The organism is Stakelama portus, assembly GCF_003171655.1.
GTDB lineage: Bacteria > Pseudomonadota > Alphaproteobacteria > Sphingomonadales > Sphingomonadaceae > Sphingomonas > Sphingomonas portus.
The window spans coordinates 184,102-200,520 of record NZ_QFZL01000005.1; the positions used below are offsets into that span (position 1 = coordinate 184,102).

16 protein-coding genes are annotated in these 16,419 nt (G+C 64.4%); 8 read left to right on the top strand and 8 right to left on the bottom strand.

Annotated features, from left to right (window positions below):
- Positions 1-62 precede the first annotated feature (62 nt).
- The gene (locus DKB74_RS14965; RefSeq protein ID WP_109808983.1) at positions 63-779 is read left to right on the top strand and encodes a GntR family transcriptional regulator; all 717 of its coding nucleotides are present in this window, start codon (positions 63-65) and stop codon (positions 777-779) included.
- Positions 776-2,788, top strand: a complete 2,013-nt coding sequence (locus DKB74_RS14970; RefSeq protein ID WP_275658173.1) for an acetoacetate--CoA ligase — start codon at positions 776-778, stop codon at positions 2,786-2,788. The genes DKB74_RS14965 and DKB74_RS14970 overlap by 4 nt, the downstream gene beginning before the upstream one ends.
- A gap of 711 nt (positions 2,789-3,499) precedes the next feature.
- On the opposite strand, the gene DKB74_RS14975 is transcribed toward DKB74_RS14970, so the two are convergent.
- The 3 genes from DKB74_RS14975 to DKB74_RS14985 form a co-directional block, all read right to left on the bottom strand.
- Positions 3,500-4,144 carry an NrsF family protein gene (locus DKB74_RS14975; RefSeq protein WP_109808985.1) on the bottom strand — a complete coding sequence of 215 codons (645 nt, stop codon included), beginning with the start codon at positions 4,142-4,144 and terminating at the stop codon, positions 3,500-3,502.
- Positions 4,131-4,736: a sigma-70 family RNA polymerase sigma factor gene (locus tag DKB74_RS14980; protein ID WP_239987543.1), complete on the bottom strand. Its 606-nt coding sequence runs from the start codon at positions 4,734-4,736 to the stop codon at positions 4,131-4,133. Before DKB74_RS14980 ends, DKB74_RS14975 begins: the two co-directional genes overlap by 14 nt.
- A gap of 312 nt (positions 4,737-5,048) precedes the next feature.
- Positions 5,049-5,636: a TetR/AcrR family transcriptional regulator gene (locus DKB74_RS14985; RefSeq protein WP_109808986.1), complete on the bottom strand. Its 588-nt coding sequence runs from the start codon at positions 5,634-5,636 to the stop codon at positions 5,049-5,051.
- A 74-nt stretch (positions 5,637-5,710) separates the two neighbouring features.
- On the opposite strand from DKB74_RS14985, the gene DKB74_RS14990 reads away from it, so the two are divergent.
- The gene (locus tag DKB74_RS14990) at positions 5,711-6,562 is read left to right on the top strand and encodes an oxidoreductase (protein ID WP_109809036.1); all 852 of its coding nucleotides are present in this window, start codon (positions 5,711-5,713) and stop codon (positions 6,560-6,562) included.
- 278 nt (positions 6,563-6,840) lie between these two features.
- A complete protein-coding gene (locus DKB74_RS14995) occupies positions 6,841-7,431 on the top strand; it encodes a DUF308 domain-containing protein (RefSeq protein WP_109808987.1) in 591 nt (196 codons plus the stop codon).
- 234 nt (positions 7,432-7,665) lie between these two features.
- Here the strand turns inward: DKB74_RS14995 and DKB74_RS15000 are convergent, their stop codons facing one another.
- Genes DKB74_RS15000 through DKB74_RS15010 form a run of 3 tightly spaced genes read right to left on the bottom strand, consistent with a single transcriptional unit; the run spans position 7,666 to position 9,668 of the window.
- The gene (locus tag DKB74_RS15000) at positions 7,666-8,457 is read right to left on the bottom strand and encodes an SDR family NAD(P)-dependent oxidoreductase (protein WP_109808988.1); all 792 of its coding nucleotides are present in this window, start codon (positions 8,455-8,457) and stop codon (positions 7,666-7,668) included.
- 45 nt (positions 8,458-8,502) lie between these two features.
- Positions 8,503-8,994 (bottom strand): VOC family protein, encoded by a 492-nt coding sequence (locus tag DKB74_RS15005; RefSeq protein WP_145961021.1) that lies wholly within the window; start codon positions 8,992-8,994, stop codon positions 8,503-8,505.
- Positions 8,995-9,008: 14 nt separating this feature from the next.
- Positions 9,009-9,668, bottom strand: a complete 660-nt coding sequence (locus tag DKB74_RS15010; protein WP_109808990.1) for a hydrolase — start codon at positions 9,666-9,668, stop codon at positions 9,009-9,011.
- A 418-nt stretch (positions 9,669-10,086) separates the two neighbouring features.
- Between DKB74_RS15010 and DKB74_RS15015 the strand changes: the two genes are divergently transcribed.
- From DKB74_RS15015 to DKB74_RS15025, 3 genes are all read left to right on the top strand, one after another.
- Positions 10,087-10,683: a flavodoxin family protein gene (locus tag DKB74_RS15015; RefSeq protein WP_109808991.1), complete on the top strand. Its 597-nt coding sequence runs from the start codon at positions 10,087-10,089 to the stop codon at positions 10,681-10,683.
- Between the two features lie 74 nt (positions 10,684-10,757).
- Complete coding sequence (locus DKB74_RS15020; RefSeq protein WP_109808992.1) at positions 10,758-11,675, top strand: alpha/beta fold hydrolase; 918 nt, start codon at positions 10,758-10,760, stop codon at positions 11,673-11,675.
- Positions 11,672-12,142, top strand: a complete 471-nt coding sequence (locus DKB74_RS15025) for a cupin domain-containing protein (protein ID WP_109808993.1) — start codon at positions 11,672-11,674, stop codon at positions 12,140-12,142. Before DKB74_RS15020 ends, DKB74_RS15025 begins: the two co-directional genes overlap by 4 nt.
- A gap of 3 nt (positions 12,143-12,145) precedes the next feature.
- On the opposite strand, the gene DKB74_RS15030 is transcribed toward DKB74_RS15025, so the two are convergent.
- Entirely contained in the window at positions 12,146-14,392 is a 2,247-nt protein-coding gene (locus DKB74_RS15030; protein WP_109808994.1) for a TonB-dependent receptor, read from the bottom strand.
- Positions 14,392-15,666 carry an MFS transporter gene (locus tag DKB74_RS15035; RefSeq protein ID WP_109808995.1) on the bottom strand — a complete coding sequence of 425 codons (1,275 nt, stop codon included), beginning with the start codon at positions 15,664-15,666 and terminating at the stop codon, positions 14,392-14,394. Before DKB74_RS15035 ends, DKB74_RS15030 begins: the two co-directional genes overlap by 1 nt.
- A 201-nt stretch (positions 15,667-15,867) precedes the next feature.
- Here DKB74_RS15035 and DKB74_RS15040 point away from each other — a divergent pair, with 201 nt between their 5' ends.
- Positions 15,868-16,404, top strand: coding sequence for a helix-turn-helix domain-containing protein (locus tag DKB74_RS15040; protein ID WP_145961022.1), 537 nt, complete (start codon positions 15,868-15,870; stop codon positions 16,402-16,404).
- Positions 16,405-16,419 lie beyond the last annotated feature (15 nt).

The window sequence follows — 16,419 nt, forward strand, 5'->3', positions numbered from 1 at the left end:
GGATATGGCGCGGCGCTTCGCTTTGTGCCACCTAATGAACGTGATCGGTGTGAAAATGGATTATGCTGCAGATTAGAGATATTCCCGATCTGGACCGGGACGGCCCGCGCAGCCAGACGACCATGGCCTATGAGGTGATCCGGTCGGACATTCTCAACGGCCGCCACGTTCCCGAAAAGAAGCTCAAGATCCAGGAACTCGCTGAGGAGCTGGAAGTCAGCCCGGGCGCGGTGCGTGAGGCGCTGTCGCGGCTCGTTCCCGAACAGCTGGTCGTATCGCGCGATCAGCGCGGTTTTGCCGTGGCGCCGCTTTCCATCGCCGATCTGCAGGATCTCACCGATCTGCGCTGCGAGATCGAGGCTGTGGCGCTGCGCCGTTCGGTCGAACACGGCGATGTCGATTGGGAAGCCGGCATATTAGCGGCCGAACACCGGTTGCGCGGTGAGCCGGTGATCGTCGGCGACACGGAACCCAAGCTCAATCCCGAATGGGTTACCCGCCACGCTGCGTTCCATCAGGCGCTGGTCAGCGCTTGCGGCAGCCGCCGTCTGCTCGCGCTGCATAACCAGTTGTACGAGCAGTCCGAACGCTATCGCGGTCTTTCGCTTCATATCGATGCCGAGCGCAACGTTCCCGACGAACATCATGCGATCGTCGAGCTGGCGCTGGCGCGCGAGGCAGATCGGCTCGTCGACGTCACGGTCGAACATCTGCGCCGAACGACCAATCTGATCGTCGAAGCCGCGCGACAAAGCGAGCCCGCCGCGGCCGCCGGCTGAACCCTTTTTCTCAGCAGGAGACTGCCATGACTCCCTCGCCGCTGATTGCGCGGTTCCGGCAGAGCCTGGTCGATGCCGGCAATCCCCGTTTCGACGATTTCGAGGCGCTGCACCGCTGGTCGGTCGAACGGCCCGACGCCTTTTGGCGCGCCGTGTGGAATTTCGACGGGATCGAATCGCCCGACACGCCCCAACAAATGCTCGCGTCCAACGCCATGCCCGGCGCGCGCTGGTGCCCGGGCGTGCGCGTCAATTATGCTCGGCAGATGTTCCGCCATGTCGCCGTGGCCGAGGCTTCGGGGCATCCCGCCATCATTGCGGAGGACGAGCGCGGGCCAGTGGAGACGATCAGCTGGACCGCGCTGGCGCGCCGGGTTTCCGCCTTCGCGCTGGCATTGCGCGACCTGGGTGTCGCGCGCGGCGACCGCGTGGCCGCCTATCTGCCCAACCGGCCTGAAGCGGCGATCGCGTTCCTCGCCTGCGCGTCGATCGGCGCAGTGTGGGCGATCTGCGCGCCGGACATGGGCGTGCCGGCCATTCTCGACCGGTTCCGCCAGATCGAACCAAAGGTCCTGATCGCCACCGACGGTGTATTCTATGCCGGTCGCGCACTCGACCTCAGCGGAACCGTGCAGCAGCTTCGCGACGCGTTGCCCAGCGTCGAAGCGCTGGTTCTGGTCCGCTCCGGACTGGGGACGGGCGACTTCGCCGATGCGCATGATTTCGGCGCGATGCAGTCGGCGACCGGTACGGAGGTCGATGCTTTCGAACCCGAATGGCTTCCCTTCGATCATCCGCTGTGGATCGTCTATTCGAGCGGCACTACGGGCAAACCCAAGGCGCTGGTCCATGGCCATGGCGGCATCCTGCTCGGTTCGGCCGCCGGGCGCATCCATTCGGACCTCGGCGCAAGCTATGGCGACCGCACGCCCGGCGAGCGGTTCCACTGGTTCAGTTCGACCGGATGGATGATGTGGAACACGCAGATCGGCGGCCTGCTGAGCGGTGCGACCATCTGCATTTTCGACGGCAGCCCGATGGGATCGCGCGATACGCCCGACTGGGGCACGCTTTGGCGTTTCGTCGCGCGCAACAGGGTGACGTTTTTCGGGTCCGGCGCACAATTTTTCACCCTGTGCGCCAAGTCGGGGCTCGATTTTTCGCAGCTCGGCGACCTCTCCCGGTTGCGCGCGCTCGGCAGCACCGCATCGCCGCTCCCCGCCGCGGTCCAGTCGGACATCAGCGAACGAATCGCGGCTGCCGGGTGCCGCGATATCTGGTGGCTCAATAGTTCGGGCGGCACCGATATCTGCGGCGCCTTTTGCACCGGCAACCGCGAACTGCCCGAGGCACGGGGCAAGCTGCAGTGCCGCCAGCTCGGCGCTGCGGTCGAAGCCTGGGACGAAGACGGCAGATCGGTGATCGACGCGGTTGGCGAACTGGTCTGCACCCGGCCGCTTCCCAACATGCCGCTCTATCTGTGGGGTGATACCGATGGCAGCCGGTATCGCGATTCCTATTTCGACCTCTATCCCGGCGTCTGGCGCCATGGCGACTGGCTGAAGATCGAACCGGACGGCACCTGCGAGATTTTCGGGCGCAGCGACGCCACGATCAACCGCGGCGGCCACCGGATGGGAACGAGTGAAATCTACTCTGCGGTCGAACGGCTGGACAGCGTCGCGGATTCGCTGGTTATCGACGTCCGGCGGGAAGACAGCGACAGCGAACTGCTGCTTTTCATCGTTCCCGCACCCGGTGCCGATCGCGAAGCCACCCATGCCGCCATTCGCGGCGCGATCCGTGCCGAACTGTCACCGCGCTTCACGCCCGACCGGATTATCGAAGTGACAGCCGTGCCGCGCACGCTTTCTTCGAAGAAGCTCGAACTGCCGATCAAGCGCCTGTTCGAAGGCGCGCCGGTCGAAAGAATCCTCGACCCGTCCGCAATGGCCAATCCCAAGTGCCTGAGCGAGTTCGCCGCCTTGGCTGAGAAATTTCAAAGGTAATTCTGTCTCGGCTGCAAAGCCGGCGCGGTTCGACTCTCCCCGTCGATGGGGTGGGCGACGCTTCGCTTCAGGCCCGCCGCGCCGCAACGGCCGCTAGGCGCGCTTACCTTCTGTGCATGTCGGTCCTTGCGGATGCGCGGAGCGATATCCGGCCCATCGGGAAGCGTGGTTTCGGTCTCCATAGCGCGTCGAGTCCATACAGGCGTAAATACGCTGCTGCAGGTCACCCAGCGTGTTCTCACTACGGCAGCAAGACGGCCGATGCTCTTATCTACATAGAGACCCGCAGCCCAAGTCCGTAGTATGTTTGCCAAAGCTGTTGCGTGGTTGAACACGCGGGCTAGCTCTGTGTCAGCAATTAGCGTTTCGCGCGTCCCCTCGTTTCGCAGCTATCAGGATGAGGTTGGCCACCGTATCCGCATGCGAAATAAGCGAGAGATGGCTCGATGGAAGCGTGAGCGCGGCAGCCGCTGTGATCGAGCTGGTCATCATTGCCCGACGCTTCGAACAGTACTTCCTGAACGCTGCCAACCGGCAGAGATCGCGAAGTACAGCGCGCCGACAGCGGCATAGGGCGCCACGTCCGCGCCCCCCGCGGTTGCCGCCGGGTCGATTGCCTTCATCACGAAGTGGACGGCCGCGAAGCGCGCCTGTGCACCCGGAGCGGAAAAAGGGCCGAGAAGAGGAGCGGCGAACGGCGCCGCGACACGGTTAGAGTCGGAAGCGCCAGGGCAGCAGCCAGCGTGCGGCAGCGGTGACCGCGATGACGCCAACCGAATACCAGACCATAATGTAGAGCGGATCATTCATGCGGCAGCACGCCGTGAACACCAGCGCGCCGCACATCGACGCCGCAAGCCCTGCTGCGATAGCGCTCTGGCGTGGGCGCATCGGTGCCGCCTCGCGCATGAACATGCCCAGCAACGCTACCATCGGCAGCGCCAGGATAATGATCCACATCGTGCAGATCACGCCCTCCGCCGGGTCGAGCCGCGCGAGGATGCTCCTGGCGCTATCGGCTGCCGGGGTCACCAATATGCCAGAGACGATCACCGCAGCACCCATGAACAGCATCGGCAGCAGCCATCGCCGCGACGAGGGCTGCGGTGCGAACGAACGCATGGCGGCGACGCAGCTCACCGCTGCGAGCAGCGCAAGGCTGCCGATCTTCCAGATCATGAACGGCGACAGGATCACCTGCCCCATGTCGTCGCGCGGGCCGTGCAACATCAGGATCAGGGCCAGCTCGGCCACGCCCAGCGCAAGCACCGCGAGCGCCTCACGCCCTATCTTCCGCCGTTCTACAGGCGCCAGATTGGCCGAAAGATCGTGGATCAAAGCGTCAGTCGAGGTCATCGGACTTCTCTATAAAGGATGTGAGCGAGCCCAGCCCGCGATGGATGTTCATTTTGATTGCGGACTCGGAAAGTCCGGTCTGCTGCGATGCGTCCTGGATGCTGAAGCCCTGGACCTTGACCAGCATGATCCCGCGCGCCTGCTCGGGCCGTAATTGCTCCAGCAGCCCGGCGAGCACCGTGGCGCTCGTGATGGCCGATTCATGGTCACCAACCGCCAGATCGTCGGACAGCTCCGCCGTCGACCGGCCTGCGCTCCTGCGCAGCTGGTCGACCCATTTGTGTTTGGCGATCGCCGCCACCCAGGGGCCAAGCGGATAGCGCGGATCGAACGTATGTCGCCTGCGGTGGATCGCCATCAATGCCTCCTGCACCGCATCGTCGACATCTCCGGCGGGCAGGCGCCGTCGGAAATACCGACTCAGCCACTCGGACAGCTCTCCAAGCAGCCGTCGATAGGCACCGCCATGACTCTTCTGCGCGGCCACCATCAGGACGCCCCACGCGTCGCGGCCCGATGCCGCAGAGCGATCCGCTTCGCGCTGGTGTGCGCTCATCCCGGGCAACGGTTTTGATGCAAATGGCAACGGCATGATCTGTTATTCGGGCGGCACCCCAAACCGGTCACCGCGTGTGAAAGTTTTTTGACGCGATCATGCGACGTAGGTTGCCCAACCGACTTGATGCCGTCCGATGATGCCCGATGCCGATAGCTATCCCCTTTGCGTGACCTGATGGACGATGGGCACTACCGGCCCGTCAGTTCCACAAGTTCGAAAATCAAGGTCGAGGCGTCGTAGACGATATTCGCAATCGCCCCCATCCATCGCGCCTTTCAAAGCGAGGGCCCCATCGTCCCACCACAAATGGCGGTTCTCACTATGGCATGCGTTTGCAATGCTGCGCTAAGCGGTGACGCCGTGGCCGGCCAACAGCGCGCGCGCGACCCCATGCGCGGCGGGGCCGAGGGCATCGTCCGCAAGTTCACCGGCAGTCCAGAACGAGAGCGCACCGCGAAACGCCAGGGCGAGCTGGTCGGGAAGGTGTTGCAGCACTTCGGCCCGGCTGTCGTCCGCGAATCCTTCCCCTTCGCCCAGCGCCTGGCGCCAGAGAGCGGCGGAGCGCGCCAAAACCGTTCCGCCTTCGAGATCGCTGCCGCCAAGGGCGCTCATCACCGCGCGGTTCACCTCCGGCTCCTCCATCATCACGGCAACCGCGATGTCGACCGCGCGCGCGACCCGCTCCGGCGCCGTGTCCGCCTGCGCTGAGGCTGCGAACCGAGCTGCCATCTCATCGATCCGGATCATCGACAGCGCATGCATGATCCCGCTCTTGCTACCGAACTGGTTGAACGGCGTGGCAAAGCTGACACCGGCCTCTGTCGCCAGATCGCGCATCGAGAAATCCGGGCGATTCTGGCGAAGCAGCCGTTCCGCCGCCGCGATCACCCGCCGACGCACAGGCTCCCCGCGCTGCCCGTCCAGTGTGCCCATCTTGTCTTCTCCACTTTCCTTTCTATATCATGATATAGATACAGAAATATACGCCGACAATGACGGGAACGACCATGAACGATCAAGCTTCCAAGACCTTCCTCATCACCGGCGTCAGTTCAGGGCTTGGTCGGGCCTTTGCCGAAGGGGCGCTGGACGCGGGGCATCGCGTCATCGGAACCGTGCGGCGCGCGGAAGATGCTGAGGCCTTTCGGGCGCTGGCACCGGAGCGCGCGCACCCGCTGCTGCTCGACGTGACCGACTATGCGGATATCCCCGGCGCCGTGGCCGGGGCCGAGAAACAGGCCGGGGTGATCGACGTGCTGGTCAATAATGCAGGCTATGGCCACGAAGGCGTGCTGGAGGAATCGTCGATGGACGATCTCCAGCGCCAGTTCGCTGCCAACGTCTTCGGACCCGTTGCGATGATTCAGGCGGTTCTGCCCGGCATGCGGGCGCGGCGGCGCGGCCATATCGTCAACGTCACGTCGATGGGCGGCTTCATTACCATGCCGGGGATCACTTTCTATTGCGGCAGCAAGTTCGCGCTCGAGGGCATATCGGAAGCGCTCGGCAAGGAGGTGGCCAGCTTCGGTATTCATGTCACCGCGCTGGCGCCGGGGCAGTTCCGAACCGATTGGGCCGGTCGCTCGATGGATCGCACACCGCGCAGCATTGCCGACTATGATGAGGTGATGGATCCGATCCGCGCGGCGCGGCAGGCCAAAAGCGGCAACCAGCCTGGTGACCCGGCCAAGGCGGCACAGGCACTCCTAAGCCTGGTGGCAGCGGAAAATCCACCGTCGCGGCTATTCCTCGGTGAAGACGCTCTGGGCTTGGTCGACCAAAAACTCGATTCCGTGAAAAAGGAGCGCGAGCAGTGGGATGCGCTTTCTCGCTCCACCAGCTTCAACGACTGCGCATAGCGACGCTCGATCCAACTTTCCGCTGTAGCCAGCGCAATTTCGAGTGTCGGGTCAGTCTGTCTGGCTCGCACAGATCAGCCACCGAAGTGCCATTTCCAAATTTTTTGCCCTGCCCGGGCCGTTCCCTGTGACTCACCCGCCGTTCCTACCGAATACCCCATCAGACGGCAGCAGATCACCAGATCATCCGCCAGCTTAGATGCAGCCTCTACGGTCGTCCTGCGACGGTTGGGCCAGGCGAATTCGCCCGCTGCAGATCGTTTCACAGGAGAAACCACATGAACCTCGCCGCCACGGATCCGAAATTGTCTCAAGACCCCTCGAAGTGGCTCAAAAACTACTATTTCACACGCTTCGCTTTTTCGGCGGTTTGGGTAGCAGCGGCATTTACCGTGGCAAAAACAAACCCGCCGCTCGCCGCCATTCTGCTCATTGTCTATCCGGCATGGGACGCTGCGGCCAACTTCGTCGACGCGCGTCGCAGCGGCGGTCTTTCGAACAATAAGAGCCAATTGCTCAACTTCGTCTTCAGCGTTTTGACAGCAGTGGCGGTCGCGATAGCGCTTGGCCACAGCCTGTTTGCGGTCATTGGCGTGTTTGGCGTCTGGGCATTCTTCGCCGGCCTGTTCCAGCTGGTTACCGCTGTGCGCCGCTGGAAATCGGTTGGTGCGCAATGGGCCATGATCCTCAGTGGGGCCCAGTCGATGCTTGCCGGTGGCTTTATGCTGACGGTCGCCAACGGAACGAAGCCCGTGAGCATTGCCGATATCGCTCCCTATGCGGCATTCGGCGCCTTCTACTTCCTCGTTTCCAGTCTTTGGCTGCTGGTCGGCGACGCTCGTCGCCGGGCTGCCGCCACGGCTGCCTGATCCGGACTCCACCCGCGACAAACCTGAACGAAATTTACCGCGTGCGGGCCATCCGACCTGCACGATCACCAGGAAAGGACTTGCGGCCAATGGCGTGCGTATCACGCGGGTTGGTGCGTTTGGCGTGAGCCAGAGAACTGGAGAGCGGCGCGCTGGTCCCGCTGCTCAACGCATTCAATCCTTGCGATGTCGCGCAGATCCATGCCGTTTTAGGTCGCAAGGCGGCAATGCTCCCTACAAGCTGTCGATCGTTCCGCCATCGACACGCATCGCGGCGCCGGTGGTCGCCGAGGACAGCGGCGATGCCAGATAGGTGACCAGGTTCGCGACTTCCTCGACAGAGGCGGCGCGCTGGAGGATGTTGCTCGGGCGCTGCCGGCGCACGAACTCGGCGGCGGCTTGTTCGAGCGACTGGCCGGTTGCCGCCTGCGCGTCCTTCAGCATCTGCGCGACACCTTCCGACAGGGTCGGCCCCGGCAGCACCGAATTCACCGTGACGCCGGTCCCCGCCATCCGCTTTGCCAGGCCGCGGGCCACCGCGACGTCTGCGGTCTTGCTGACACCATAGTGGATCATGTCGGCGGGAATGTTGAACGCCGATTCCGAACCCAGGAAAATCACCCGCCCCCAGTCGCGCCGCTCCATTCCCGGCAGATAGGCGCGCGCAAGGCGGACTGCGGACATCACATTGACCTGCCAATGCCGGTCCCAGACATCGTCTGTCGCCTCGAAGAAATCGACCGGCTCGAAAATGCCGGCATTGTTTATCAGCACATCGCAATCGGGAACCGCGGCGACCAGTGTGGCGCAACCCTCGGTCGTCGACACATCGGCAGCGACGTCGCGAACCTGTCCATTGGGTACGCCCTCCCGGATGCGGGCCGCGGCGGCAGCGGTCTTCGCCTCGTTGCGGCCATTCACGACCACCGTTGCGCCCGCCACGGCGAGCTGCCTGGCGATCGCGAACCCGATGCCTTCGGTCGATCCGGTCACGATCGCGGTCTTTCCGGACAAGTCTATTTTCATGCCAAATTCCTCAAATTTCGGATTCACGGGAAATGTATCTGTGCGCTAGCCGTGCTGCAGGACGTGGACGAGATTGCCTTCGGGATCACGGACCATCGTCGAATGGAGGCCGCGGGCGAGTTGCATCTGGTCCCACAATATCTCGGTGGCGGAGTGCGCCAGCATCTTCGAAAAGGCGTCAAGATCGTCTGTCTGCAACACGAGCGCCTTCCAGCCGAGATGCTCGAGATGATGCGGCGGCGGCGTACGGTCTGCCGCGATCGGAAAGTCGCTTGGTCGGCAGATAAGTTCGATGGTGCAGCCGCCACCGGAAAGCAGCACATAGTCCGCTGCCACCGGCTCGAAACGGCCGCGCGCCTGGCAATTCAAGCCCAGAACCGTCTCATACCAGCGAGTCATCGCGGCGAGGTCCCACACCGCCAGAGCGACGCAGCTGAAGCGAAGCGAGATGTTCGCCACCAGCAGTTCCCGCATCGGGCCTGGCAGGCTGCGATCGGTGGGGCCGCAACCTTCCGCCTGCTCGCTCCAGCTGCGCATGCGCGTCGCCCCGCTCAGCCGTGCGCTTCGGAGCCGCCGAACATCGCCGTCGCATAGGCGATGCCGATACCATAGGCCCCACCATGCACCGCCGCGATTCCGGTCGTCGTCGCATAGGTATCGGTCCGCGCCCAATCGCGCTGGAGCTCGAGCAGATACTGGAGCGCGGTCATCGGATGCGCGCCGGCCTGCACCATGCGGGTGACGGCGCGCTCATGCGCTTCTTCGGACGTGTCGCCGCACGCATCGGTGATGACATAGACTTCAAAGCCCTGATCGAGCGCGGAGAGCACCGGCCCGACGATACAGACCGAGGTCCACAGCCCGGCGATCACCAGCCGGTCCTTTCCGATCGCATTCACCCGGGCGATCACGGCCGCGTCTTCCCAGCTGTTCATCGAAGTGCGATCGCTGATTTCGACATCGGGAAGCGCGTCGGTCAGTTCCGAAAAGATCGGACCCGAGAAGGATTTCGCCGCGACCGTGGTAAGGATGGTGGGGGTGGCAAAGCCCCGCGCCGCCTGGGCGACCAGTGCGACATTGGTGCGCAGCAACGTGATGTCGATCGACTTGGTGGCGAACGCCATCTGCGACTGATGGTCGATCATCAGCAGCGCGTGATCGCCGGGCGACAGCAGCAGCGGACCGGGCGTAGCAGTTGCGGTTTTGGTCATGGGTCTTGATCCTTTGGTTGCCTCGTCCGATTGCCCGGGCCGCGTCCTGCCGGCTTGAAGAATGCTGGGCGGGTTGGATGATCGTCCTCTCAAATGGCGGGCCGCCGGAGACGCCGTTGGGGGGGCAGGGTCGATGCCTCGGCGGCCCGCTTGCCCGGCAGCTGGCTATAGCGGTCGGACAGTGCCGGCGCGTTCGGGGCGGAGTGGAGCAGAACGACGCGACCGGCCCTGCAACCATAGCCGCGCGCGCCGCAGCGGCTTGTTCGTCACGGTGCTTTTTGGTGATTCCTGCTCTCGCGTCGCAGACCAGCCCGATTCCTCGACGTCGGAGCGAGTTGCAGACAATCGCCGCACGCGCGTTCAAGGCCTGCGCTACGCCCTGCGGCATTCAGGACATGCACCAATCAAGGAGGTTTGCATGTCTGACGCCAAGATCGCCATCGTCTATCATTCCGGATACGGCCACACCGCATCGCAGGCGCGCGCGGTAGCGCGCGGCGCGGCGATCCCCGGGGTAGAAACGGTGCTTGTGCCGGTTGAAGGGGCCGATGCGCCGTGGGAAGCGCTTGCCGAATGCGACGCGCTCATCTTCGGGTGCCCGACCTATATGGGCGGCCAATCCGCGCAGTTCAAAGCGTTTCAGGACGCCACTTCGAGCACGGTGTTCGCGGCGGGATCGCTCTGGCGCGACAAGATCGCGGCGGGCTTTACCAACTCCGCCTCGCGATCGGGCGACAAGCTTGCCACGTTGCAGCAACTCGCCATCTTCGCCGCGCAGCACGGCATGCACTGGGTCGGGCTCGGCCTGCCTCCGGGCAATAATTCGTCGAGCGGATCGGAAGAGGATCTCAACCGGCTCGGCTTCTTTCTGGGCGCCGCCGCCCAGTCGAACGCCGACGAGCCCGCCGACACAGCACCGCCCGCCGCCGACCTGCGCACGGCCGAGCATCTCGGCCGCCGCGTCGCCGAAGTGACGCTTCAGTTCGTGCGCGGACGCGAACCGGCCTTCGCCTGACCCGCAAGCCGACCGGGCAAGCACCACTAGCCGCGTCCGGTCCCGATACGCCTTCGTCACAGAAAGGACTTCGCATGAATCCGTTTTCCACGGCAGTCGCGGTTGCGCTGTTCGCAGCAACCCCTGCGGCAGCGCAGGTCATCCCTTTCCCCGCCAGCTTTCATACCCAGGAAGTGGCGGCGAACGGCACCATTCTTCATGTTCGGGTCGGCGGAACCGGCCCCGCGGTGCTGGTGATCCACGGCTATGGCGAAAGCGGGGACATGTGGTCGCCGCTCGCCGCCGACCTCGCCCGCGATCACATGGTGATCGTCCCCGATCTGCGCGGCATGGGGCTGTCGGCCCGCGCGAGCGATGGCTTTACCAAGCAGAATCAGGCGGCAGACATGGCCGGCCTGCTCGACCGTCTGGGTATCGAAAAGGTCGATATCGTCGCGCACGATATCGGCAACATGGTCGCCTATGCCTTTGCGATGCTCCACCCCGACCGGGTGCGCAAGCTGGTGGTGATCGACGCGCCGGTTCCGGGCATCGGGCCGTGGGACGAGATCCTGAAGAACCCGCTGCTGTGGCATTTCCGCTTCGGCGGGCCGGACATGGAGCGGCTCGTCGCCGGGCGGGAGCGTATCTATCTCGATCGCTTCTGGAACGACTTCTCCGCCGATCCCAGCCGTTTCAACGAAGGCGCGCGGCGCCATTATGCAATGCTCTATGCCCGCCCCGGCGCGATGCATGCCGGATTTTCGCAATTCGCCGCATTCGATCAGGATGCGATCGACAATCGCGCGCTGCTCGCCGAACGCGGCAAGCTTCACATGCCGGTGCTGGCGCTGGGCGGCGAGAAATCCTTCGGGCCGATGATGGCGACGGCGATGCGCGCAACTGCGGACAATGTCGAAGAGGGGGTGATTCCCGACAGCGGCCACTGGATCATGGAGGAAAATCCGGCTGCCACGACACAGATGATCCGCAGCTTTCTGGTGCGGAAGTGACGCGCCGCCGCATCCTTGTCGGCGCCGGCGGGCTTGCCCTGCTGTGCGCCGCGACCGCTGTCGCACAGATCGCCGCCGGCCCGGAGCTGCGGCTTACACCCGAAGAGATCGCGCAAATGCCGGCGGTCCAGCCCAGTGCCGGTACCTCGGGCATCGCCGCGATCCGGATGGTGGTGCTGTACGGCGATCCGGAGCGCGCCGGCCCCTATACGATCGCGCTGGAAGTGCCGCCGAACACGCGCATCAAAGCGCATACGCACCGGGACGAACGGACCGCAGTGGTCGTGCGCGGCACCTGGTATTTCGGGTACGGGGCGCACGCCGATGATGCTGCGTTCAAGGCGCTCGGCCCCGGCAGCTTCTACACCGAGCCGGCCGGAGCGGCGCACTTTGCAAGGACCGGGGCCGATGGGGCCACGGTTTACATCAGCGGGATGGGGCCGAGCGACACCCACTATCTGGAGTGAGTGTCAGAAGTCCTTGCCGATCCTCACGCCCAATGTGCGCGGGCGGGCGCTGGTGTTCAGTGTCCTGCCCGCGCTGACGCCGTTCGCGGTTGACGCAGTGATCGCCACTTCGTCGAACAGGTTCGCCGCGAACAGACCGACCGACCACCCCTGTTTCAGATCGACATCGGCGGTCAGGTTGACGAGCGTATAGGCGGGAAGCCGGCGGTAGAAGACATTGTCCGGCCGGAATTCCGAGGCGGAAGCGCCGACATGCGTGACGTCGAGCCGCAGATGCGCCTGCACATCCGGAGCGGCCTGCCAGGAATAGGACGCTGAACCGCCGGCGGCGAAGCGCGGCACATAGGGAATGCGATCCCCGCGCCGCCCGGTCGCGATGATGTTCGCGTTGCGCTGATCCTCGGAAAGCTTCGCATCGGTGTAGCTGCCGGCGGCACTCAGTTCGAGGCCGCGCGCCGGGCGAAGCGTCGCTTCGACTTCGACCCCGGTGATGCGGGCGGCACCCGCATTCGAGATGATCTGGAACGGACCCGCCGGGGTGGAGCCACCCACCTGCATGTCGTGCCAGTCGGTCCGATAGAGCGCGATGTTGAGCGTCGCCATATGGTCGAGCCAGCTGGATTTCACGCCCAGTTCGTAGGTCCACAAACTGTCCGACCGATAGGGACCCAGTTCAGCGGGAAGCCCAATCACCTGATTGACGCCGCCGGGCCGAAACCCCTGTTCCGCCTGCGCATAGAACATCAGGTCGGCGGTCGGCCGGACGGCAATATTGCCCTTGAACACCCAGCCGGAATCGTTCGAGGACACCATCGTATATGCTGATGCGCGCGCGTTGATCAGATCCAGCGGGACGACCGTGTTGCCGCCGACTTTCCGGCGATAGTCGAAATAGCGCAGCCCCACCGTTGCGGTCATCCAGCCGACCGGCGTCGCCGACAGCTCGCCATAGCCGGCATATTGCGTCAGCCAGTCGTCGATGACGCGCTCGGTCTGACGGATCAGGGGCTGCAGAACCTCTCCGGTCACCGGATCGGCCTTGAACTGGTTGTTGTCGTCGAACGCATGGCGGTCGCTGACGAACCCGCCCGCCGTCCATTGCAGCCAGCCGGCGCCGGTCGAGGCGAAGCGAAGCTCGCCGGTGTGGGTGGTGGAACGTTGCAGGCCGGTAAGCAGGCCGTGGACATAGTCCTGGACATAGTCATTGAACGCGGACTGCATCGCCGGCGTGCAGGGATTGCCGCCCCCGCGCAGCCGCGCGCAGGTCGCGGGGTTGTTCTGCTGCGACTGGAAGAAGTAGCTCGGGTCGGAAATCGCCACTTCGTAACGGCGGTGCGCGATCGATCCCGTCGCCGTGCCGGTGAAGCCGGGGCCATCCCAGCGCGCGGTTAGGCTGTAGATCGTCAGTTCGTCGAGCGAAGGCAGCCGGACCTGATTGACTGCCTGATACGGCCCCTGTTCGCCATACCAGATCGGGCGATCGCCGGTGCCATGCTGATATTGCACCGCCGCGTCGAGCGTCAGATCTGGGGTCGGCGTCAACCGGGCGAGCAATCGCCCGCCATAGCTGTGATCGCTGTTGAAGTTGGTCAGGCCAAGGACCGGATTGTCGATATAGCCCGCATGATAATCGTCATAACCCACCGCGCGCACCGCGAAGATGCCGCTGGCGACGGGAATATTGACCATCGCGTTGATGCCATGATTGAAGCCGCCGCCTTCGGTCCAGCTCGCCTCGCCCTCCACGCGCGCGGCCCAGCTATCGTCGGGCTTGCGGAACAGCACGCGCACGGTGCCGCCCATCGATCCCGAGCCGAACAAGGTGCCCTGCGGCCCGCGCAACACCTCGACACGCTCGACGTCGAACAGCTTGAGGCGCGGTGCGTTGCCGCCCGCATCATTGGCGGGTCCGACGACACCGCTGACCGGCACTTCGTCGTAATACAGCCCTACGGTCGGCTCTCCGACGGTCTGGATGCCGCGAACGATCAGCCGTGTATTGGAAGGGCCGCTGTCGACGAAGCCAAGCCCTGGCACCAGCGGTATGCCCGTAAGCTCGCGTATGCCTGCTGCGCTCAGCGCACGCCCGCTGACGACCGTGACCGCAAGCGGCGTGTCCTGCAAGCGCGTCTCGCGCCTAAGCGCCGTGACGACGATTTCCGGATCCTGCTGCGCCGGTGCGACTTGCGCCCAGGCAGCGCCGGGTATGGCGAGTGCGACGCCGCACCAAAGGGGAGTCAGGGGACGCATCAGGCAAGCTCCTCATTGGCGTGTCCGGCAGGCGCGAGCAGGATCAGGGCGGCGCAGAAAAACAGAATGGCGGCAAGAAAGAGCATCAGCGCCAACGGCCCGGCGCTGCGCAGCAGCGGCAGCAGGCAGAGCGGCGCGACGGCCATGCTGACGCGGTTCATCGCCCACAGCCTGCTGGTTGCCGAAGCACGGGTTTCGCGCGGGAAGAACTCTGCCGCGTAAAGGCTCATCAGCGGGACATAGAGACCGATCGCCATGCCGAAGAGCACCGCCGCCATGCCCAGAAGCCACGCCGTGTCGCTGAACCCGAACGCCAGCAATGCTCCAGCGCCAACGATCAGCGTCACGAACACCGCATCGCGCCGTGCGAACCGATCGACCACCAGACCCGAAAGCAACGTGCCGATGGGCGGACCGAGCATCATCGCCGCGACGAACAGCAACGCATCGCCGAGTTCGAACCCCTTGCCGAGCAGGATGAGGCCGCTCAACAGGGGGAAACCTACGCCCGCCCAATGCACCAGCACATAAAGCGCCGGAAGGACGATGTGTGCAGTGCGATCATGCCCCGGCGGCGGAAGCGGGCGCGCAGCGGGCTGCGATGAAGCCGCCCCGCTCCCTGCCCGGGCATCGTCAATGCCGCGCAGCAGGGCAAAGCAGAGACTCACCCCCCCGGCGGCAACCGCACCGGCAATCAGTGCGCTCCGCCATCCGGCAAGACCGCCGACCGGATGTTCCGCCAGTTGATGCGTCGCATAGACCATCAGCGGCCCGCCAAGCGCACCGATCGCGCTGGCAGCGAGGATCAGCGAGGCGCGTCGGCGAGCGGGCAAATGCGTCGCCAGCAATGCGACTGCGAGGGGGGGATAGGCGCCGATCCCAAGCCCGCTGACCGCCCGCGCGGCGATCAGCAATTCGATGTTCGGCGCGAATGCGCCTGCGAGAGATGCCACACCGAGCAGCCCCATCGCCACCGCAATAGCGCGCTGCGTGGAGATGCGTCGCGCCAGCGATCCGAACCCGATCGCGCCGATCGCGGCTCCGACATAGGTCGCCGAAAGCAGGATCGATATTGCGGCAGTGCCTCCCGCAGCGCCGCCACGGTCCGCAAATATGGCGCCGAGCGCGCTTGCAATCGAAACCTCGCCGATGTCGACGAAAAAGCCCAGGACGCACGCCGCCCAAAGCAGAAAATAGCTTTCCGAAGGCACGTGCATATCATCCGGCGCGCGAACCCCTCGGTTCGCGGCGCTGGCCGCCCCGGCAACTGGCATCGGACATTCCTTAACCCGCCGGGCGGTGGCCCGTGCTCGACAGCATCCTTCCGCAAAGCCTCGTCCGCATCAATGGCCGGAGGCTGCCGACAGCAATGTTTAACAAAATTTGATATGTAATGATTTGCCCGAAAACCGCTCCCGATCGACGGTTCTCCATGACTTTTCGGCCGCAACGCCAGAGCGCATGGAGTATAAACGGTGACTTCGCACACCCCACACATGTCATATGACCGAAGCGGGACCACGCGCATCGCAGTCCTGCTGAAAGATGCCGCCACTTTGGTGGCGCATGATCCGGCAGCAACGCTGGTAAGGCTCGAGGAGATATCCGCGCTGCTCGTCGCACTGCCGGCAGCATCGCCCTGCGAAAGCAGTATCGTTCTCCGGCTTCTTGCGCCCTGGCAGGCGCGGCGGGTTCGAGAATTCATCGACGCGCATCTTGAAGAAACGATCCGGATCGAGACGTTGGCCGAGCACACACGTCTCAGCGTGAGTTACTTTTTCCGTGCTTTTCGCGGCACGTTCGGAATGCCGCCCCATGCCTTCATCGTGCAGTGTCGCACCGACCGGGCGATGGCGATGCTTGCGGAGAGTGACGAGCCGATCGCCCAGATCGCAATCGCCTGCGGATTTGCCGACCAGGCGCATTTCTCTCGCGCCTTTGCCCGCCGGGCGGGTCTTCCGCCGGGCGCCTGGCGGCGGCTTCAGCGCGGTGGCGTCTCAATCTCGGCTTGAGGCGATAGCGAAAGT